The organism is Micromonospora sp. NPDC000121 (genome assembly GCF_042899165.1).
Taxonomy (GTDB): domain Bacteria; phylum Actinomycetota; class Actinomycetes; order Mycobacteriales; family Micromonosporaceae; genus Micromonospora.
Genome location: NZ_JBIAZP010000006.1, coordinates 17,667 through 36,475 on the forward strand (window position 1 = coordinate 17,667; position 18,809 = coordinate 36,475).

Annotated in this window: 17 protein-coding genes; 3 read left to right on the forward strand and 14 right to left on the reverse strand. The window is 74.2% G+C overall.

Going from position 1 to position 18,809, the window contains the following annotated elements:
- Positions 1 to 41: 41 nt before the first annotated feature.
- From ACFY23_RS18365 to glyA, 7 genes are all read right to left on the reverse strand, one after another.
- Entirely contained in the window at positions 42 to 863 is an 822-nt protein-coding gene (locus tag ACFY23_RS18365; protein ID WP_350684040.1) for a F0F1 ATP synthase subunit delta, read from the reverse strand.
- The gene (locus tag ACFY23_RS18370; protein WP_350684039.1) at positions 863 to 1,402 is read right to left on the reverse strand and encodes a F0F1 ATP synthase subunit B; all 540 of its coding nucleotides are present in this window, start codon (positions 1,400 to 1,402) and stop codon (positions 863 to 865) included. Before ACFY23_RS18370 ends, ACFY23_RS18365 begins: the two co-directional genes overlap by 1 nt.
- Before the next feature lie 30 nt (positions 1,403 to 1,432).
- Positions 1,433 to 1,669: an ATP synthase F0 subunit C gene (locus ACFY23_RS18375; RefSeq protein ID WP_350684038.1), complete on the reverse strand. Its 237-nt coding sequence runs from the start codon at positions 1,667 to 1,669 to the stop codon at positions 1,433 to 1,435.
- 67 nt (positions 1,670 to 1,736) lie between these two features.
- Positions 1,737 to 2,534, reverse strand: a complete 798-nt coding sequence (gene atpB, locus ACFY23_RS18380; protein ID WP_350684037.1) for a F0F1 ATP synthase subunit A — start codon at positions 2,532 to 2,534, stop codon at positions 1,737 to 1,739.
- A gap of 11 nt (positions 2,535 to 2,545) precedes the next feature.
- The gene (locus ACFY23_RS18385) at positions 2,546 to 2,782 is read right to left on the reverse strand and encodes an AtpZ/AtpI family protein (protein ID WP_350684036.1); all 237 of its coding nucleotides are present in this window, start codon (positions 2,780 to 2,782) and stop codon (positions 2,546 to 2,548) included.
- Between the two features lie 280 nt (positions 2,783 to 3,062).
- Entirely contained in the window at positions 3,063 to 3,497 is a 435-nt protein-coding gene (locus tag ACFY23_RS18390) for a hypothetical protein (RefSeq protein WP_350684035.1), read from the reverse strand.
- Positions 3,490 to 4,779, reverse strand: a complete 1,290-nt coding sequence (glyA, locus tag ACFY23_RS18395) for a serine hydroxymethyltransferase (protein WP_350684034.1) — start codon at positions 4,777 to 4,779, stop codon at positions 3,490 to 3,492. Before glyA ends, ACFY23_RS18390 begins: the two co-directional genes overlap by 8 nt.
- A gap of 35 nt (positions 4,780 to 4,814) precedes the next feature.
- Between glyA and ACFY23_RS18400 the strand changes: the two genes are divergently transcribed.
- Complete coding sequence (locus ACFY23_RS18400) at positions 4,815 to 6,311, forward strand: SDR family oxidoreductase (RefSeq protein WP_350684033.1); 1,497 nt, start codon at positions 4,815 to 4,817, stop codon at positions 6,309 to 6,311.
- 25 nt (positions 6,312 to 6,336) lie between these two features.
- Here the strand turns inward: ACFY23_RS18400 and ACFY23_RS18405 are convergent, their stop codons facing one another.
- From ACFY23_RS18405 to prmC, 4 genes are all read right to left on the reverse strand, one after another.
- On the reverse strand, positions 6,337 to 8,448 hold the full coding sequence (locus ACFY23_RS18405; RefSeq protein WP_350819522.1) for a transglycosylase domain-containing protein: 2,112 nt from the start codon (positions 8,446 to 8,448) through the stop codon (positions 6,337 to 6,339).
- Between the two features lie 224 nt (positions 8,449 to 8,672).
- On the reverse strand, positions 8,673 to 9,284 hold the full coding sequence (locus ACFY23_RS18410; protein ID WP_350686429.1) for a phosphotyrosine protein phosphatase: 612 nt from the start codon (positions 9,282 to 9,284) through the stop codon (positions 8,673 to 8,675).
- Positions 9,285 to 9,929 (reverse strand): L-threonylcarbamoyladenylate synthase, encoded by a 645-nt coding sequence (locus ACFY23_RS18415; protein ID WP_350686441.1) that lies wholly within the window; start codon positions 9,927 to 9,929, stop codon positions 9,285 to 9,287.
- Entirely contained in the window at positions 9,929 to 10,876 is a 948-nt protein-coding gene (gene prmC / locus ACFY23_RS18420; RefSeq protein WP_350686431.1) for a peptide chain release factor N(5)-glutamine methyltransferase, read from the reverse strand. The genes ACFY23_RS18415 and prmC overlap by 1 nt, the downstream gene beginning before the upstream one ends.
- A 73-nt stretch (positions 10,877 to 10,949) precedes the next feature.
- Between prmC and ACFY23_RS18425 the strand changes: the two genes are divergently transcribed.
- Positions 10,950 to 12,500: a GGDEF domain-containing protein gene (locus ACFY23_RS18425; protein WP_350686433.1), complete on the forward strand. Its 1,551-nt coding sequence runs from the start codon at positions 10,950 to 10,952 to the stop codon at positions 12,498 to 12,500.
- A 53-nt stretch (positions 12,501 to 12,553) separates the two neighbouring features.
- Here ACFY23_RS18425 and prfA read toward each other — a convergent pair whose 3' ends face one another.
- Together prfA and rpmE are read right to left on the reverse strand one after the other, a co-directional pair.
- The gene (gene prfA, locus ACFY23_RS18430) at positions 12,554 to 13,642 is read right to left on the reverse strand and encodes a peptide chain release factor 1 (RefSeq protein ID WP_350686434.1); all 1,089 of its coding nucleotides are present in this window, start codon (positions 13,640 to 13,642) and stop codon (positions 12,554 to 12,556) included.
- A 105-nt stretch (positions 13,643 to 13,747) separates the two neighbouring features.
- Entirely contained in the window at positions 13,748 to 13,972 is a 225-nt protein-coding gene (gene rpmE, locus ACFY23_RS18435; protein ID WP_350686436.1) for a 50S ribosomal protein L31, read from the reverse strand.
- Positions 13,973 to 14,273: 301 nt separating this feature from the next.
- On the opposite strand from rpmE, the gene ACFY23_RS18440 reads away from it, so the two are divergent.
- Positions 14,274 to 15,170, forward strand: coding sequence for an AAA family ATPase (locus ACFY23_RS18440; protein WP_350686438.1), 897 nt, complete (start codon positions 14,274 to 14,276; stop codon positions 15,168 to 15,170).
- Positions 15,171 to 15,264: 94 nt separating this feature from the next.
- On the opposite strand, the gene ACFY23_RS18445 is transcribed toward ACFY23_RS18440, so the two are convergent.
- A complete protein-coding gene (locus ACFY23_RS18445) occupies positions 15,265 to 18,747 on the reverse strand; it encodes a phosphodiester glycosidase family protein (protein WP_350819520.1) in 3,483 nt (1,160 codons plus the stop codon).
- Positions 18,748 to 18,809 lie beyond the last annotated feature (62 nt).

Sequence of the window (18,809 nt, forward strand, 5' to 3'; positions counted from 1 at the left end):
CGAATGGCGTCTATTCTCAGGCGCTGGGCGGCAGGGCCGTCTCAGCGCTTCGCGAGCGCGTTGCGGGTCTCGTTGAGGCGGCGCAGGACGGTGCCGTCGTACAGGTCGGAGCCGACCCGCACGCTCACGCCACCGAGAACTCCGGGGTCCACCGTCTGCTTGACGGAAACCTCTCGACCGTATATCGCGGAGAGGCTCGCGCCCAGCCGGCGCTCGTCCTCGTCACTCAACGGGGCCGCGACGGTCACGTACGCCACCTGCCGGTCCCGCCGGTCGGCGGCGAGCTCGACCAGCCGGGTGAGCGCCCCGGTGAAGGAGCGTCCCCCGAACCCGCCCAGCGCCACCTCGACGAGGCGGAGGGTGACCGGACGGGCCTTGCCGGCGAGCAGCTCGCGGGCCAGGCCGGCGCGCTGCGCGACCGGGGCGATCGGGTCGGCCAGCGCGTTGGAGAGCGCCGACTGACCGGAGACCACCTGGCCGAAGCGGAACAGCTCGTCCTCGACCTCGCCGAGGTCGCCGGCGGAGTCGGCGCTGGCCAGCAGCGCCTCCACGCCGAGCCGCTCGGCGCCGTCGAGCAGCTCCGACGGTGCCGACCAGCGGCCGGAGACCAGCGAGGCGACCAGGTCGAGCGCCTCGGCGCTGACCTTGCCGCGCAGCAGTTCGCCGAGCAGGGCGGTGCGGTCCGCACCCGGGCGGGCCGGGTCCGAGAGCGCCCGGCGCAGCCGCGGCTCGCGCCGCAGCAGGTCGGCGACGGAGAGGATGTCGTCGGCGGTGGTGGCCACCGCCGACGGCTCCGCACCGCGGACGTACGCGTCGAGGCGCTCGGCCGCGATCTTGTACGACTCCCGGCTGGCGGCCTGCATCAGCGGGCCCCCGCGCTCTCGAGACCGCTCAGGAACCGGTCGACGGTGCCCTTGCGACGCGCCTCGTCGGCGAGCGACTCGCCGACGATCTTGCTGGCCAGGTCCACCGCGATCGTGCCGACCTCGGTGCGCAGCTCGCGCACGATGGTGGCCCGCTCGGCGGCGAGCTGCTCCTTGCCGGCCGCGATGATCCGGTCGGACTCCTCCCGCGCCTTCGCGAGGATGTCCTGCCGGATGCCCTCGGCGTCGGCCCGGGCGTCGTCCCGGATCTTGGCGGCGTCGGTGCGCGCCTCGGCGAGCTGCGCGCGGTACTGCTCGAGGAGCTGGTTGGCCTCGGCCTGGGCGGCCTCGGCGCGCTTGATGCCGCCCTCGATCGCGTCCACCCGAGCCTGGAACGTCTGCTCCATGCGGGGGAAGACGAACTTCATCAGCACGACGCAGAGCAGGGCGAAGGCGATGCCGCCCACCACGATCTCCTGCCAGATCGGCACGATCGGGTTGTGGGTCGACTCACCACCCTCAGCGGCGAGCAGGAACATGGATGACCTCCCGGTCCGAGGGGGGCGGAATTACCGAATCGGGCCCTGCCAGATGAAGCCGAAGGCGATGCCCAGCAGCGCGAGCGCCTCGATGACGGCGAAGCCGATCCAGACGTACGGCAGGGTCATCCGGGACGACTCCGGCTGGCGGGCGGTCGACTGGATGTAGGCGGCGAAGACCAGGCCGACACCGATGCCCGGGCCGATGGCCGCGAGACCGTAGCCGATGGCGGCGGTGCTGCCCTCTACCGCGGCGTAGATGTCCATTAGTGGGTTCCTCCTGGTTATCACGCGTGACGGTCACGCGGGACGACAACTGTTGGTGCGAGGTGGATCAGTGCTCGTCGGCGAGCGCGCCCTGCACGTAGCTGGCGGTCAGCACGGTGAAGACGTACGCCTGCAGGACGATCACCAGGAACTCGAGGAAGGTGAGCGCAACGGTCATCGCCCAGGACAGCACCGAGACCGGCGCGAGCCAGGCGTTGGCGTTGAGCATCGCGAAGCCGCCGAGCGTGAAGACCAGCAGGAGCATGTGGCCGGCGAACATGTTCGCGAAGAGACGCACGGCCAGCGAGAACGGCCGGACGAGGAAGGTCGAGAAGAACTCGATCGGGATCAGCAGCGGCAGGATGTACCAGGGCGCCGGCGGGATGAGCGAGTTCTTGATGAACTTCCCGGCGCCGTGGTGCTTGATGCCCGCGTAGATGAACAGCACGTAGCTGATCACGGCGAGGAAGGCCGGGAAGGCGATGTGCGAGTTCGGCGAGATCTGGAACAGCGGCACGATCGCGAAGAAGTTGGTCAGCAGGATGAAGCAGAACAGCGTGGTGAAGTACGGCGCGAACCGCACACCCGCGTGCCCGATCATGTCGACCGCGATGTTGTTGCGCACGAAGCCGTAGATCGACTCGGCGATCCACTGCTTCTTGGTCGGCACCAGCTGCGGCTTACGGTAGCTGGCCAGGAAGAAGATGATCAGGACGCCGACGGCGATCCAGACCATCGCTGTGATCTTGGTGAACCAGTAGGAGTCGTGCGCACCCCAGGGCAGGATGCTGGGCAGGTAGAAGTCCTCCACGCTGGGTGGGAATGCCGCCTGGCCCGCTGCCAGGACGTTCGCCTGTCCGAACACCGCGTCCCTTCCTAAGTAGGCGTGCCGAGCTTGCGGACGACCAGGATGATCCCCCCGGCCATGCCGAGCACGACGCCGATCCCGGTGGCGATGCCGCCGGTGTCGAGCCACTGGTCGACCAGCCAGCCGATGAAGCCCCACACGAGCATGCCCGCGATCAGGTAGCTGAGCGCGGTCCAACCCTGGCCGGCGCCGGGCGGAACGTCGTCCGGGCCGCCGCTGGGTCGGGGGGTTTGGTCACCAGCCATGACGGGGCGAACGATATCAGCCGGGATTACGAGGCTGTGCCTCGCCCCCCGCACAACCGTCGTTGTGTGGGCCTCTGGCGGGCAGCATCGTCTGTGGGCACGCTACTCCCCTTCCGCCAGCCTGGAAATGACCGGTGCCGGACACATTTCCGCGCCGCCCGCGGTGTGGGACGGGTCCATCGTGGGTCGTCACCACGTCCGCGCTGCTCGCCCGCCGCGAGACCCCCGGGCGCCCCGTGCTCGCCCGCCGCGGGCCCCGGGGCGACCCGTGCTCGCGGGCTCAGCGGGGACGGCGGGCGTGCACGGTGGTGAGCCACCAGATGTGCACGCCGGTCCAGACCACCACCCCGGCGGCGATGCCCAGGCAGAGCGGGATCAGCCCGGGCCAGCCGGTCGACGCCACGGCCACCATCACGACGCCCAGCAGGGTCATCTTGGCCGCGTACAGGCCGAGGCCGAACGGGAGCACGAGCTGCGGGTTCACCGAGTCGGCCCACGCCAGCACCACGGTGGTCAGGGTGTAGCTGACCGCCGTGACACCCACCCCGGCCGCCGCGCCCAGCGCCGCGTCCGCGCCACCGGCCAGCGCCCCGGCCAGCGCGGCCACCGCGATCAGCAGGCCGCTGGCGGCCAGCAGGATCGGCAGGTGCCGCAGCCGCCAGCGCCGGTCGGCCGCCGTGGTCGCCGCCGGCTCGCGCACCCCGGGCTCAGCCACGGGGGTACGCCGGGAAGTCGGCGACCAGCGCGGTCACCTCGGACGCGATCCGGGTCAGCTCGTCGGCGCCCCCGGGGGCGGCGGGATCGGTGCGCACCGCGCGGGCGATCAGCCCGGCGATCCGGCGCATCTCCCCCTCCCGCATCCCCTGGGTGGTCACGCTCGGGGTGCCGACGCGGATGCCGGAGGCCACCATCGGCTTCTGCGGGTCGTACGGGATGGCGTTCTTGTTCAGCGTGATGCCGGCCGCGTCGCAGCGGGCCTCGGCGTCCGCGCCGGTCACCCCGGCCTCGCGCAGGTCGATCAGGGCGAGGTGGGTGTCGGTGCCCCCGGACACCGGGCGCATGCCCTCGGCGGCCAGCCCGGCGGCGAGCGCCTGCGCGTTGCTGACCACCTGCGCCGCGTACGCCTGGAACTCGGGCTGGGCGGCCTCGCGCAGCGCGACGGCCTTGGCGGCGACGACGTGCATCAGCGGCCCGCCCTGGGTGAACGGGAAGACCGCCTTGTCGATGCGCTGGGCCAGCGGCTCCCGGCAGAGGATCATGCCGCCGCGCGGCCCACGCAGCACCTTGTGCGTGGTGAAGCAGACGACGTCGGCGTGCGGCACCGGCGACGGGACGGCCTTCCCCGCGACCAGCCCGACGAAGTGCGCCGCGTCCACCATCAGGTACGCCCCGACCTCGTCGGCGATCTCGCGGAACCGCGCGAAGTCGATCAGCCGGGGGTAGGCCGTCGCGCCACAGATGATCATCTTGGGGCGGTGGGCGAGGGCCAGGTCGCGCACCTCGTCGTAGTCGATCAGCTCGGTGTCCCGCCGGACGGTGTAGCCGACGGTGTGGAACCACTTGCCGGAGAAGTTCACCCGGCTGCCGTGGGTGAGGTGGCCGCCGTGCGGCAGGTCCATGGCGAGCACCGTGTCTCCCGGCTGCACCAGCGCGGCGTACGCGGCCAGGTTGGCGCTCGCCCCGGAGTGCGGCTGGAGGTTGGCGTGCTCGGCGCCGAAGAGTTCCTTCGCCCGGGCGATGCCGATCTCCTCGGCCCGGTCGACCTCCGCGCAGCCGCCGTAGTAGCGCCGGCCCGGGTAGCCCTCGGCGTACTTGTTGGTCAGGGTCGAGCCGAGCGCCGCCAGGACCGCCGGCGAGGTGAGGTTCTCGCTGGCGATCAGTTGCAGGCCGCCCCGCAGCCGGTCCAGCTCGCCGAGCACCACTCCGGCGATCTCCGGGTCCGTCGCGCGGAGTTGGTCGAAGTCCGGCCCCCAGAAGGTGCTCGTCTCAGTAGCCACAGCGCCAGAGTCTATGGGGCCGCACACTGGAAGTCGTGAGATGCCTGGTCACCGGAGCGACGGGTTACATCGGCGGGCGGCTCGCGCCCCGGCTGCTGGCCGAGGGGCACACCGTGCGCTGCCTCGCCCGCAAGGCCGGCCGGCTGCGGGACGTGCCGTGGACGGCGCGGGCCGAGATCGTGGAGGGCGACCTGCGCGAGCCGGCGACCCTGCCGGCCGCGTTCGAGGGCGTCGACGTCGCGTACTACCTGGTGCACTCGCTCGGGCAGGCCGGCTTCGAGGCCGCCGACCGGGAGGCGGCGGCCAACTTCGCCGCCGCGGCCCGCGCCGCCGGCGTACGCCGGATCGTCTACCTCGGTGGGCCGGAGCCGGCGGCGGACCGGAAGGTCCCGTCGGCGCACCTGCGCTCCCGGGCCGAGGTGGGGCGGATCCTGCTGGACAGCGGGGTGCCGACGGCGGTGCTGCGGGCGGCGGTGATCATCGGGTCCGGCTCGGCGTCGTTCGAGATGCTGCGCTACCTGACCGAGCGGCTGCCGGGCATGGTGACCCCGCGCTGGGTCCGCAACCGGATCCAGCCGATCGCCGTCCGCGACGTGCTGCGCTACCTGGTCGGCTGCGCGGGCCTGCCCGCGGAGGTCAACCGCGCCTTCGACATCGGCGGGCCGGACGTCCTCACCTTCCAGGACATGATGCAGCGCTACGCCCGGGTGGCCGGGCTGCGCCGGCGGATCATCGTGCCGGTGCGGCCGCTGACCCCGTCGCTCTCCTCGTACTGGGTCGGGCTGGTCACCCCGGTGCCGAACGCGATCGCCCGGCCGCTGGTGGAGAGCCTGGTCCAGGAGGCCGTCGCCCGCGAACACGACATCGCCGGGCACGTCCCGGACCCGCCGGAGGGGCTGACCGGATTCGACCAGGCGGTCGCGATGGCCCTGGCCAAGGTGCGCGACGGCGAGGTGGAGACCCGCTGGTCGACGGCGAGCATCCCGGACGCGCCCGCCGAGCCGCTGCCCAGCGACCCGGCGTGGTCCGGCGGCACCGCCTACACCGACGTCCGGGAGCGGGCCGTCCACGCGCCGCCGGAGGCCCTGTGGCGGGTCGTCGAGGGCGTCGGCGGGGAGCACGGCTGGTACTCGTTCCCGCTGGCGTGGTCCGCCCGGGGCTGGCTGGACCGGCTGGTCGGCGGCGTGGGGCTGCGGCGCGGCCGGCGCGATCCGCACCGCCTCCGGGTCGGCGAGGCGCTGGACTTCTGGCGGGTGGAGGAGATCGTGCCGGGCGAGCTGCTGCGGCTGCGCGCCGAGATGCGGCTGCCCGGCCGGGCCTGGCTGGAGATGCGGGTCGCCCCGCTGGACGGCGACCGCAGCCGCTACCACCAGCGGGCGGTGTTCCTGCCCCGCGGCCTGGCCGGGCACGCGTACTGGGGGGCGGTGGCGCCCTTCCACGCGGTGGTCTTCGGCGGGATGGCCCGCAACATCGCCCGGGGCGCCGAGCAGGCAATCCGCCGGCCGGGAAACCTCCGTTCCGGCCGCCGCTGACCCGCGACCGTCGCCGGCCAGGGGTTCAGTCGCCTCTGCGGACGCCGGTGTACCGGAAGGCGGTCGTCTCGCTGGGCGGCACGAAGTCCCGGACCGGCTGGTCGCGCAGGGCGAAGGAGAGCACCTCGCCCACCGCCTCGACCAGTTGCCCCTGCACCTGCCGGCCGACCGCGTCGCGCGGGTCGTCGGGGTTGGCGGCGATCGAGGCGACCGCCAGTTGCGGGGTGAAGGCGACCACCGTCTCGGTCGCGTACCCGTCCGAGCTGCCGGTCTTGCCGGCCACCGGGCGACCGAGCTGCCGGCGCAGCCCCTCGGCGGTGCCGCCGTCGCATTCCCGGTACATCGACTGGTCGCCGACCGGGCAGCGGGCGGCGTCGGTCGCCGCCCGGGCCACGTCCGTGTCGACCACCTGCCGGCAGTCCGGCTTCGCGGCGGCCACCGGCCGGCCCGCCGCGTCGATCACCGAGACGACCGGCAGCGGCGCGCACCACGTCCCCTCGGCCGCCACCGCCGCGTACGCGCCGGCGAGGTCGAGGGGGGTGGTGGCGGAGACGCCGAGGGTGAACGGCCCCCACTCGCGCGCCCCGTGGCGGGCCAGCCGCGCGTCGTCCCCGGCGCGGAACACGATCCCGAGCCGCTCGGCCATCTCCACCACCCGGTCCGCGCCGACCCGCTCGGCCAGCCAGGCGAAGTAGGTGTTGACCGAGTTGCCGAACGCCGTCCACATGGTGTGCTCACCGTCGATGTCGCTGTTGGCGTTCTGGGGGCACCAGTACCCGTCGCAGCTCGCCGCCCCGGTCGCCGGGAAGTCGGTCACGATCCGCTCCGGCGCGTCGAACTCCGTGTCCAGGGGCAGCCCGGACTCCAGCGCGGCCATCATGGTGAAGATCTTGAACGTCGAGCCGGCCTGGTAGCCGTGGATCGCCCCGCCCCCGGCGACCAACTGGTTGACCGTGTTCGGGTGGTTCTTCTGCCCGGCCGGGTTGCCGGCCACGCTGTAGTTCCGGTTCACCGCCATCGCGAGCACCCGGCCCGTGCCGGGCTGGACCACCGCCGTCGGCGCCGCCCGGCGGTCCTCCACGGAGTAGATCCGGCGGACCTGCTCGGTCGTGGCGCGCTGCACGGCCGGGTCGAGCGAGGAGACGATCGAGAAGCCGCCCCGGCGCAGCGTGAGCTGCCGCTCGTCGACCGTCGCGCCGAACGCCGGCTGGGCGTTCCACCACCGGGTGAACCAGTCGCAGAAGAAGCCCCAGTCGTTGTGCGCCGCCGGCACCGCCGTGCAGTCGTTCGGGGTCTGGCTGGGGCGCAGGCGCAGCTGCTCGGCCCGGGCCCGCTCCGCCGCCGCCGCCGGGACCTGCCCCGATTCGACCAGCCGGTCCAGCACGTACGCCCGGCGGGCGAGCGCCGCGTCCGCGTCGCCGTTGATCGGGTCGTCGCTGTGCGGGGAGCGGACCAGCCCGGCCAGCAGCGCGGCCTCGGCCAGCGTGAGATCCGCCGGCGCCTTGGAGAAGTAGCGCTTGCTCGCGGCGGCCACCCCGTACGCCCCCGCGCCGAAGTAGGCGATGTTGAGGTAGCGGGCCAGGATCTCGTCCTTGGTCAGCTCCCGCTCCAGGGCCAGCGCGTACCGCATTTCCTGGATCTTGCGGGCGGTGGTGAGTTCGGTGGCGGCGGCGCGCTGCCGCTCGCTGAGCCGCGGGTCGTTGCTGAGCACGTTGCGGACGTACTGCATGGTCAGCGTGGACGCGCCCTGCCGGGTCTCCCCGCTGCCCTGGTTGACCGTGAAGGCCCGCACCACGCCGCGCAGGTCGACCCCGCTGTGCTCGTGGAACCGCACGTCCTCGGCGGCGATGATCGCCTGCCGCATCACCGGCGCGACCTCGGCCAGCGGCACGTCCACCCGGTCCTCCTGGTAGAAGGAGGTGATCAGGGTGGTGCCGTCGTTGGCGTAGAGGTTGGAGCGCTGGGCCGTCGGCGGCGTGCGCAGCGTGTTGGGCAGCTCCGAGTACGGCGCGGCGAGCGCCGAGAACCCGATGCCGAACACCAGCGCGGCCGGCAGGGCCGCCGCCGCGAGCGCCACGCCCGCGAGCGTGCCGGCGAGCAGCACGGTGAACAGTCTTTCGAGGTGTGCCCGGGTCATCAGCTCTCCCCGCAGGAGCCGGTCAGGACCCACCCAGAATGACCTGAAAGTCCCTCTTCACCGCCCCTTTCCCCCAAACCCGCAGGAAACTCACGCGCGGGGGTACCTCCGGCGGGTTACGGCACGAACCCGGCGGCGGGTGTGGCCGGTCACGGCCCCAAACCTGCCCGGCGGCGGGTGTGGCCGGTCACGGCGGCAGGCCTGCCCGGCGGCGGGCGGGGCGGTTACGGCAGGAGCGCGACGGCGAGGGGGTGGACGGTCTCCTCGATCTCGTCGGCCACCCGGCTGAAGCACTGGTCGCCCCGCCCCCACGGGTCGTCGAGATCGTCGGTGGGCAGGGCGGTGGCGCCCTCCCGGGCGGCGTGGGCGGCGGCCACCAGGGCCACGCCACGCGCGTACACCCCCTCCGGGGTGGCCTCGGCCGGGGGCAGCCCGGCCGCGTCCACCGCGGCGAGCAGCCGGCCGAACTCGCCCAGCACGAACGTGCGCCCCGCGGCGTCGGGGCGCAGCGCCACCACGTACTCCTGCTGGTCCGCGGTGGCGGTGAGCACGAGGTCGGCGGCGTCGATGTGGTCCGAGCGGAGCTTGCGGGCGGCGAAGCCGTCGGTGCTGCCGCCCCGGGTGGTGACCTGCCGGGCGGCCGGCGGGTTCATCTCCTCGCCGGCGTGCCAGCCGCCGGTGCCCGCGCTGTGGCTGTGCACCAGCTCGTCGGCGCGACCCGGGTCGGCCTCCCGCCGGGTCAGCCGCTCCCGGACGGCGAGGGCCAGCAACCGCTCGGCCATCGGGGACCGGCAGATGTTGCCCATGCACACGTGCAACACGGTGAACGGCGGCACTCAGACCCCCTGGCCGGCGAGGATGTCCGGCACCACGTCGCGCAGCTTCTCCAGCGGGACGGCGCCCTGGCGGAGGACCTGCGGCACCTCGCCGGTGAGGTCGACGATGGTGCTCGGCACCGGGTCCGGGCAGGGCCCGGCCTCCAGGTACGCCCGCACCGAGTAGGCGAGCTGGTCGCGGGCCTGCTCGGCGGTGAGCGCGGCCGGCTGGCCGGTCTTGTTGGCCGAGGCGACCGCCATCGGGCCGGTCTCGCGCAGCACCTCCAGCGCCACCGGGTGCAGCGGCATCCGCACCGCCACCGTCCCGGACGTGTCGCCGAGGTCCCAGCGCAGGCTCGGCGAGTGCTCGACGACGATGGTCAGCGCGCCGGGCCAGAACGCCTCCACCAGGTCCCGCGCCGCCTGGGGCAGCGAGTAGACCAGGCCGTCGAGGGTGTGCCGGGAGCCGATCAGCACCGGCGGCGGCACGTGCCGGCCGCCCTTGGCGTCCAGCAGGGCCTTGACCGCGTACGGGGTGAACGCGTCCGCGCCGATCCCGTAGACCGTGTCCGTCGGCAGGACGACCAGTTCGCCGTTCTTGACCGCCTCGATGGCCGCAGCGATGCCGCGGTCCCGGTCGGCGGGCGACCGGCAGTCGTAGAGCATCACGAGGAGCCAGTCTGCCACGCCGCGTCGGCGGCGGCGTGCGGGCCGTCCGCCCGGCGGGACGCGGTGGCGAAGCGGGGCCGCCCGGCCAGGTCCGGATGGTCGGCCACCGCCTCGAACCGGCCGTCCGCGGCCAGCAGGTCGGGCACCGCCGTGCCGTGCGTGTCGTCGTGCTCGACGCCGAGCGCCCCGCCCGGTCGCAGCAGGGCCGCCGCCCGGGCCACCACCGGGCGGATCACCGCCAGGCCGTCCGCCCCGCCGAAGACCGCGCTGGCCGGATCGTGCCGGCCCACCTCCGGCGGCACGGGCACGTCGGAGGGCACGTACGGCGGGTTGCAGAGCAGCACGTCGACCCGGCCCACGAGGTCGGCGAGCAAATCCGGGGCGGTGACGTCCGCCGCCACCACCTCGATCGGCCGGTCCCCCGCCGCCGCCCGCGCCGCCGCGTTGCGCCGCAGCCAGGGCAGCGCGTCGGCCGAGCGTTCCACCGCGACCACCCGGGCGGCCGGCAGTTCCTGGGCGACCGACAGGGCGATCGCTCCGGAGCCGCTGCACAGGTCCACCACCACCGGGGCGGGCAGGCGCCCGGCCCGCGCGATCCCCCAGCCGGCGAGCAGCTCGGTTTCCGGCCGGGGCACGAAGACCCCCGGCCCGACGCCCAGCTCCAGGTGCCGGAAGCCGGCGACGCCGGTGAGGTGCTGCAACGGCTCCCGGTCGGCCCGCCGGGCGACCAGCCCGTCGAACCGGTCGAGCTGCTCGGCGGTGAAGCCGTCGGCCAGCGCCAGCCGCCCCCGGGGCACCCCCAGCACGTACGCGGCCAACTGCTCCGCGTCGGCGCGGGCCGCCTCGACACCGGCGTCGGCCAGCGCCCGGGCCGCCCGGGACACCGCCACGGAAGGGCGTTGTCGTCTCGTCCCTTCGGACGGCTGTTGCGGCGCGGTCGTCACGAGATAATCATGAGGCGTCGCGGCGGACATCACGAGCGGATGCGTCCGGGCGCACACCGACAGGAGGTCGCGGGTGGGTTGGCTCGACCGGGTCACCGACCAGGTTGACGCCCTGACGCGGTCGCGGGCGTTGCAGGAGTCCAGCCGTTCCGCCGAGGCGTATTCGATCCTCGACCGCGTCATCGGCACCACCACCGACCCGTACGCGCGGGCCGACGCCCTGGTACAGCGCCTCTCGGCGGTGATCAACCTGGGCCGGACGGCGGAGTACACGCGGGCCGTCGAGGAGGCCTCCACCGCGGTCCGCGACCTCGCCGAGCCCTACCTGCACGGGCACCTCAACGCGCTGGCCGCGCTCGCCGCGCACCACCAGGGCGCGCTGGACCGCTGCGTCACGCACCTGGTCAAGGCCGCCCGAGCGCTGGGCGCGGTGCCGGATCCCGACCGGGACACCGCGTGGGGCTGGCACGACCTGGCGATGGCCTACTCCTACCTCAGCTTCCACGGCTACGCCCTCGGCGCGATCGAGCGGGCGCGGCAGCTCGGGACGACCGCCGGGATCCCGGAGGAGACGTTCGCCGCCCCCGGCATCCGGCTGCGCAACGCGGTGGCGCTGGACCACAACGGCGACAGCGACGGTTGCCTGCGCGTGCTGCGGGACGTCGCCGCCGACCTGGACCGGTTCCTGCGTACCGGCCGGGCCGGGAAGCTGCGCCCGAGCAGCCTGGCCGCGTACGGCTACGCCGCCGCCCGGCGGGGGGCCCTCGGCGACCGGCTGGAGGTCGGCACGGACGCCGCCCCGGCGCGGCTGCTCGGCCACGGCGGGGACAGCGCCCGGGCCCGCGACATGCGTCAGCTCGGCCAGGTCTGCCTCGCCGTCGCCGAGGGGCGGCCGATCGAGGCGGTCACCCGGCTGGACACCGTCCAGGTCTCCAGCGAGACGCTGGGCGCGGCCGAGCCGGCGCGGCTGCGCAGCATCGCCCTGGCCCGCTCCGGCGACCACGCGGGGGCGCACCGGGCCGACCGGCTGGCGTTCCGGCTTGCCGCCCAGCGCAACGACCGGCTCCGGGACGTCTACATCGACGGCATCGCCGCCCGCATCGACCACGAGGAGATGCGCCGCGAGGCGGCCCGCTTCGAGGGCGAGGCGCTGACCGACCCGCTGACCGGGCTGCCCAACCGGCGCCGGCTGGAGCGTTACATCGCCACGATTGTCGCCGGCGGCGACCGGGTGGTGATCGGCGTCTGCGACCTGGACGGCTTCAAGGCGGTCAACACCCGGCACGGGCACCACTCCGGCGACCTGGTGCTCCAGCGCGTCGCCGGGGTGATCAACCGGGTGATGCGCCGGGGCGACTTCGTGGCCCGCTACGGCGGCGACGAGTTCGTGGTGGTGCTTCCCCACGCCGGGATGGCCGAGGCGGCCGAGGTGGGCCGCCGGATCGACGCCGCCGTGCGGACGGAGGACTGGGAGTCGCTGGTGCCCGGCACCCCGGTCGGGGTCAGCGTCGGCTTCGCCGAGGTGGGCGCCACCGGCCCGGGCCTGCGCGACGCCCTCAGCGCCGCGTTCGAGGCCGCCGACCGCGAGATGCTCCGCGCGAAGACCCGCCCCCGCGCCTCCTGACCCCCGCCCACCTCCTCGGGCGGCACGCCGGACCGTCCACCGACGGCGGCGGGTCAGCGGCGGGTCAGCTCCGTGTCGCCGGCCAGGCGGGCGGCGCGGTCGGCCTCCGCCAGGGCGTCGAGGACGCCGTCCAGGTCCCCGGCGAGCGACAGGTCGAGGTTGTACGCGGTGTAGCCGATCCGGTGGTCGGTGATCCGGTTCTGCGGGAAGTTGTAGGTGCGGATCCGCTCCGAGCGGTCCACGGTGCGCACCTGCGCCTTGCGGGCGTCCGAGGCGGCCGCGTCGGCCTGCTCCTGGGCCGCCGCCAGCAGCCGCGCACGCAGGATCCGCATCGCCTGCTCCCGGTTCTGCAACTGGGACTTCTCGTTCTGGCAGGAGACCACGATGCCGGTCGGGACATGGGTGATCCGCACCGCCGAGTCGGTGGTGTTCACCGACTGGCCGCCCGGCCCCGACGAGCGGAACACGTCGATCCGCAGGTCGTTCGGGTCGATGGTGACGTCGACGTCCTCCGCCTCGGGCAGCACCAGCACGCCCGCGGCGCTGGTGTGGATGCGGCCCTGCGACTCGGTGACCGGGACGCGCTGCACCCGGTGCACGCCGCCCTCCCACTTGAGCCGGGACCACACGCCGTTGCCGCCCTCGGGCACGCCCTTGGTCTTGATCGCCAGCGAGACGTCCTTCACCCCGCCGAGGTCCGAGTCCTGGGCGTCGATCACCTCGGTGAGCCAGCCGCGCCGCTCGGCGTAGCGGGTGTACATCCGCAGCAGGTCGCCCGCGAAGAGCGCGGACTCCTCGCCGCCCTCGCCGGCCTTGATCTCGACGATCACGTCCTTGGCGTCGTGCGGGTCACGCGGGATCAGCAGCTCGGCCAGCCGCTCCTCCAGCGCCGGCAGGGTCGCCGCGATCGACTCCGCCTCGGCGGCGAAGGACGGATCCTCGGCGGCCAGCTCCCGGGCGGCGACAAGGTCGGCGCGGGCCTGCTCCAGCTCCCCGGCCGCCTTGTGCAGCGGGACCAGCTCGGCGTACCGACGGCCGACCCGGCGGGCGGTGCCCTGGTCGGCGTGGATCGCCGGGTCCGCCAGCCGCTTCTCCAGCTCGGCGTACTCGTCGAGGAGGGCGGCCAGGCGCTCGCTGCTCATGCGGGGGAAGCTCCTTCGACGACGACGGGACGGGGGCGGAACCGGGGCGGATACGGACGACGCCCGCGTCCGGCACGAAACCGGGCGCGGGCGCCGAACGAGGAGTTACTTGGCCTTCTTGGCCTGAACCTTGGCGTACTTCTGCTGGAACTTCGCGACCCGCCCGGCGGTGTCCAGGACGCGCTGCTTACCCGTGTAGAACGGGTGGCAGGCGCTGCAGGTCTCGACGTGGATCGAGCCGCCCTTGGCGGTGCTGCGGGTGCTGAAGGTGTTGCCGCAGGAGCAGGTGACCTCGGTGGTCACGTACTCCGGGTGGATGTTGGGCTTCATGTCGCCTCGGTCCTTTCGTGGATGGTCGCCGGGTCGCCGTCGGTGTCCGTCGCCTCGTGCGCGACGGGCTCGGGCGTGAACCGGAACCGGTGGCCGATTGACCAGTGTGCCATGGGCCGGCGCCGGCCCGGCAATCGGGCCGTACGGCTGCTCCGGCATCGACAACGCGCGCCCCGTCTCCCGCATTCCCGCCGCCTGGCCGGGCATTCACCCCGGCACGGCCGCCCGCCGGTCGTGCCCCGCCCGGGGCACGGCGGCGGACCCGCCGCCGGCCCGCCGAGACGTACGACACGGAGGAGCCATGGCCCGCCTGATCGCCACCCGGGGACTGCCCGCCTCCGGCAAGACCACGTTCGCCCGGACGCTGCAACCGTCCGTGGTCCGGGTCAACCGGGACGACCTGCGCCGGATGCTGCACGGCGAGCGGCTGTTCACCCAGTGGGCGGAGTGGCAGGTGACCGTCGTGCAGCGGGCGCAGGTCGAGGCGCTGCTGCGGGCCCGGGCGGACGTCTGCGTCGACGACACCAACCTGCGGTCGCGGACCCTGCGGGACTGGGCCGACCTGGCCGCCCGGTACGGCGCCGAGTTCGAGGTGCACGACTTCACCGACGTGCCCCTGGAGGAGTGCCTCCGCCGTGACGCCGCCCGCCCGGAGGCCGAACGCGTCGGCGAGGCGTGGATCCGCCGGCTGCACGAGCGCTACCTGGAGGGGCGGGCGCTCCCGCTGCCGGTGCCGCAGGCCCGGACGGGACGGCCGGCCACGGTGCACGCCCCGTCGACCGGGCCGCCGGAGATCGTCCTGGTCGACATCGACGGCACGGTCGCGCTGAACGTCTCGCGCAGCCCGTACGACATGACCCGGGTCGACGAGGACGAGCCGAACCCGGCGGTGATCGCGGCGGTCCGGGCGATGCACGCGGCCGGGTACGGAGTGGTCTTCTGCTCGGGCCGGGACGCCACCGCCCGGCCCGCCACCGAGGCGTGGCTGGCCCGGCACGTCCGGGTCCCCTACCTCGACCTGCACCTGCGCGCCGTCGGCGACAACCGCAAGGACTCGGTGGTCAAGCAGGAGATCTACGAGCGCGAGGTCGCCGACCGCTACCGGGTGGTCGGCGTCTTCGACGACCGTCAGCAGGTGGTGCGGATGTGGCGCGCCCTCGGCCTCACCGTCTTCCAGGTCGCCGAGGGCGACTTCTGAGGCCCGCACCGGAGATCGGTGCGGGCCTCAGATCGGCGCTGGGAAGGGCACCTTCCTATGCACCAGGCGATAGGAAGGTGCCCTTCCTTACACCTCAGGCGGCGGGGGTCAGGGTGACGGTCGCCTCGGCGTGGACGCCGTTGACGTCCACGGCCAGCTTGACCTGCGCGCCGGGGCTCAGGGCGGTGAGCGTGCCGGTGGCCGGGTCGAAGCGGGCCACGTGCCAGGGCTTCAGCCCGGCGGCCGAGCCGACGTGCAGGTTCGGCGAGGCGGACCAGTCCGCGCTCACCGGCGCCGCCACCGGCACCGTACGCCCGCCCGGCTGGGTCACCGTGGCGGTGACCGTCGCCGGGGCGCCGACGGCGACGCTGGCCGGGGCGGCCAGCGCGAGCCCGTCGACGTGCGCGTGGAACTCGGCGGCGACCCAGCGCGGGCCCTCGGCGAGCGGGTCCCGCCGGGCCTGGTCGGCTTCGGCGGGGCTCACCGGGTCCACCCCGAACTCGGTCCACCCGGTGAATCCGCCCTGGTCGGCCGGGGTGGACGGGTTCTTGCCCGAGTTGCCGTTGATCAGGTACGGCACCCCGTCGACCCGGTCGGCGTGGAACGTGCCGACGTGTCCGCCGACGAAGACCGCCCCCTTGCCGGTGCGGTGCTGGAAGTCGGCCAGCCACTGCTCCAGCAGCGCGGCCTCCTTGCGGTCGCCGAGCTGGCTGGCCTTGGCCGGGCTCGGGTCGCGCGGCGGGTGGTGGTGCAGCACCGCCACCGAGCCGATCGCCGGGTCGCCGGCCGCCGAGTCGAGCGCCTCGCGCAGCATCCGCACCTGGTCGAAGCCGCCGCCGCGCAGTGAGCCGGTCGACGAGTTCAGCGTGACGAACCGGGTGCCCTTGTGGTCGAAGACCCGCTCGGCGTCGCCGAACGCGGCCCGGAAGTTGGCGATCGGGGCACCCATGATCTCGTGGTTGCCGGGCACGTAGTAGTACGGCAGTTCCCCGCCGAGTTCCTCGTCCAGCACCCGCTTCGCCAGCGCGAAGTCGGCCGGGTAGGCGGTGTCCACGAAGTCGCCGTTGATCACCAGGAAGTCCGGCTTCGCGGCCTTGACCTCGCGGAGCGTACGGCGGGCCTGGGCGACCAGGTCGCTGTCCGGGTCCGCCGCGACGAACTGCGCGTCGGACATCACCGCGAAGCGCCAGGGCGCGCCGTCGACCGTGCCGTCGCGGAGCACCACCCGGTCGGTGCGGGGCGCCTCCGCCGGCACGTCGACCGTCTGCGGCACCTTCGCCACCAGGTCGTCGATGACCACCTCGCTGCGGTACTGGGCGGCGGCGTTGGTCTCCGCCACGTAGAACCGGCGGATCCGCACCGGGTACTGGACCCCGGCGGGCACGGCGAACTCGACGTACTTCCAGCCCTTCCAGGTGATCAGCGGGCCGCGCAGGACGTGCTGCGTGTTCTGCGCGTCGTGCAGGTGCAGGCTGGGCCACTCCCCGGTGCCGTTGCCGTGGATCCACATGCCGAACGCCTGCGGCTGGCCGGCCACCTCGATCCAGGCCGGCGGGTCGGCGTACGCGGCCCGGGTGCCGGTGGACTGGCTGAAGTCGTACGTCATCTTCAGGCCGGTGCCGGTGCGACCGGGCGCCGGGGCGACGGCGCCGCTGGCCCGGGCCTGGCTGAACTTCCAGGCCGCCGCGTCGTCGAACGTGGCCACCGGCACGTCGGTGAGCCCGACGGTGACGGGCAGGACGGTGCTGCTGTCGCCCACGCGGACCGTGACCAGCGCCGAGCCGGTGTTCCGCAACGCGGTGACGGCGAGGTTGCCCTCGGCGGTCGGGGTGATCTTGAGCAGTTCCGCGTCGTACTCCAGCTTCAGGTCGGCGGGCTCGATCGGGGCGGTGTTGCCCTCGGCGTCGTAGCCGACCACGCCGAACAGCGCGCTGCCGTCGGTGCCGTCCAGGCCGATCCGGTCCACGGTGGAGTCGATGCGGGCCAGCGGGCCGAGGACGGTGAGGTCGAGGGTGCCGCTGGCCTCGCCCCGCCAGGCGGTGACGGTGGTCCGGCCCGGCGTCGCGGCCCGGAAGACACCAGACTCGTCGACCTTGCCGTGCACCGCCGGGTTGGCCCGCCACTCCGGCGCGCCGGCCGCCGGGCCGTACGTCTCGTCATGGCCGGCGGCGGTGAGCCGGCGGGTGAGGCCGGGGAAGACCCGGTCGGGGCGGCCGCCGCGCACCGGCGCGACGCCGGGTGCGCTGGTCGGGTCGCTGGCGGTCTCCAGCCAGTACCCGGTGAGCCGGCCGCTGCCCTGGGGCGCGTAGAGGGCCAGGCCGTTGGGCACCGCGCGCTCCGTCCCGTCGGACGGGCTGTTCTCCACCTGCACGGCCGCCGCGCCCGGCTCCCGGGCGAGCAGCGTGGACGAGCCGCCGCCGTCGAGGTTGAGCGCGTGGTGGGCGCCGAGCTCGGCCATCATCCGGCCCATCTCGGTCTGGGTGACGCCGCGGCTGTCGACCTGCCGGCCGTCCACGGTCAGCAGGATCATGCGCCGGCCGTCGGCGGAGAAGCCGACCGACGTGCGCGGGGCCAGCGTCGCGTCGGCGATGTTCTGCACCACGCCGTCACGGACCAGCACGTTGCCGCCGCCGACCGCCGCGTGCAGGGTGCTGCCGTCGGCGGGCTTGGGCTGCCAGGCGACCGTCACCGGGTCGCCGGGGCGCAGCCCGGCGAGGGCGTCCGCGCCGGCGTCGCGGCCGAGCAGCACGGTGGTGCCGGCCGGGATCGGCCCGGTGCCGGCCGTCGCGCCGACGGTGGCGACGCGGCCGTCGACCACCGTGACCTCCGTGACGCGGGCGGCACCGGCGACCGCGCGTTCCCGGGTGTACGACCCCCAGAGCGGGGTGAACACGCCGATCCCGTTCGCCTGGATCATGTTGTTGAACTGGGTCAGCGTCACCGGGCCGGTGGGCAGCGTCGCGGTCCCGTCGAAGTTGACCTGGATCACCCGGCCGAGCCCCTCGGTGGTGATCGCGACGGCGTTGCGGTGCCCGCTGACCGCGGACTGGACCAGCTCACCGTCGCGGATCCCGACGCCCTGGGCGGCACCCGAGTTGTTGATGTCGAAGAAGTCGCCGTTGACCGCGGCGACCGCGCGGGAGGCGTCCACCGCGCGGCGCAGCGGCTCGGCCCGGCTGACCGCGCCGGAGTTCACGTAGTCCACGGTGACGCCGCCGGTGAGGTCGGCCGTGAGCGCGTCGGCGCGCAGCCAGCCGGCGGCGTCGTACCGGTCGAAGGAGGTGAGTTGGAGGCCCGGGGCGACCGGGCGGGTGGTCTTGGCGGTCTCCAGGCCGCCGGCCGGCTCGACGCCGGTCGGGGACCCGGCGGCCGCCGCGCCCGCGTCCGGGTCGCCGGAGAGCGTGACGGAGTCGGCGGGGTACGAGGAGGCGCGGGGCGCGTCCTCGGCCGCGGTGGCGGAGAGGTCGGTGGCCGGATTCGGCGCACCGGCGGTCGCCGGCACGGTGCCGGCCATGGTGAGCAGCGGCGTCAGCAGCAGGACGCCAGCGAGCCGAGCGGATCGTCTGCGGGTACGCATGGGGCACAGTCAACCGGACTGTGAATAGAAGTTTCAATACCTGTCAACCAAACCGAAGGAAA

Excerpts from the sequence above, each read along its gene's own strand:
- ACFY23_RS18365 (WP_350684040.1), bottom strand. The coding sequence starts at position 863 with ATGCAGGCCGCCAGCCGGGAGTCGTACAAGATCGCGGCCGAGCGCCTC.
- ACFY23_RS18370 (WP_350684039.1), bottom strand. The coding sequence starts at position 1,402 with ATGTTCCTGCTCGCCGCTGAGGGTGGTGAGTCGACCCACAACCCGATC.
- ACFY23_RS18375 (WP_350684038.1), bottom strand. The coding sequence starts at position 1,669 with ATGGACATCTACGCCGCGGTAGAGGGCAGCACCGCCGCCATCGGCTAC.
- ACFY23_RS18385 (WP_350684036.1), bottom strand. The coding sequence starts at position 2,782 with ATGGCTGGTGACCAAACCCCCCGACCCAGCGGCGGCCCGGACGACGTT.
- ACFY23_RS18405 (WP_350819522.1), bottom strand. The coding sequence starts at position 8,448 with ATGACCCGGGCACACCTCGAAAGACTGTTCACCGTGCTGCTCGCCGGC.
- ACFY23_RS18415 (WP_350686441.1), bottom strand. The coding sequence starts at position 9,929 with ATGCTCTACGACTGCCGGTCGCCCGCCGACCGGGACCGCGGCATCGCT.
- prfA (WP_350686434.1), bottom strand. The coding sequence starts at position 13,642 with ATGAGCAGCGAGCGCCTGGCCGCCCTCCTCGACGAGTACGCCGAGCTG.
- rpmE (WP_350686436.1), bottom strand. The coding sequence starts at position 13,972 with ATGAAGCCCAACATCCACCCGGAGTACGTGACCACCGAGGTCACCTGC.
- ACFY23_RS18440 (WP_350686438.1), top strand. The coding sequence starts at position 14,274 with ATGGCCCGCCTGATCGCCACCCGGGGACTGCCCGCCTCCGGCAAGACC.
- ACFY23_RS18445 (WP_350819520.1), bottom strand. The coding sequence starts at position 18,747 with ATGCGTACCCGCAGACGATCCGCTCGGCTCGCTGGCGTCCTGCTGCTG.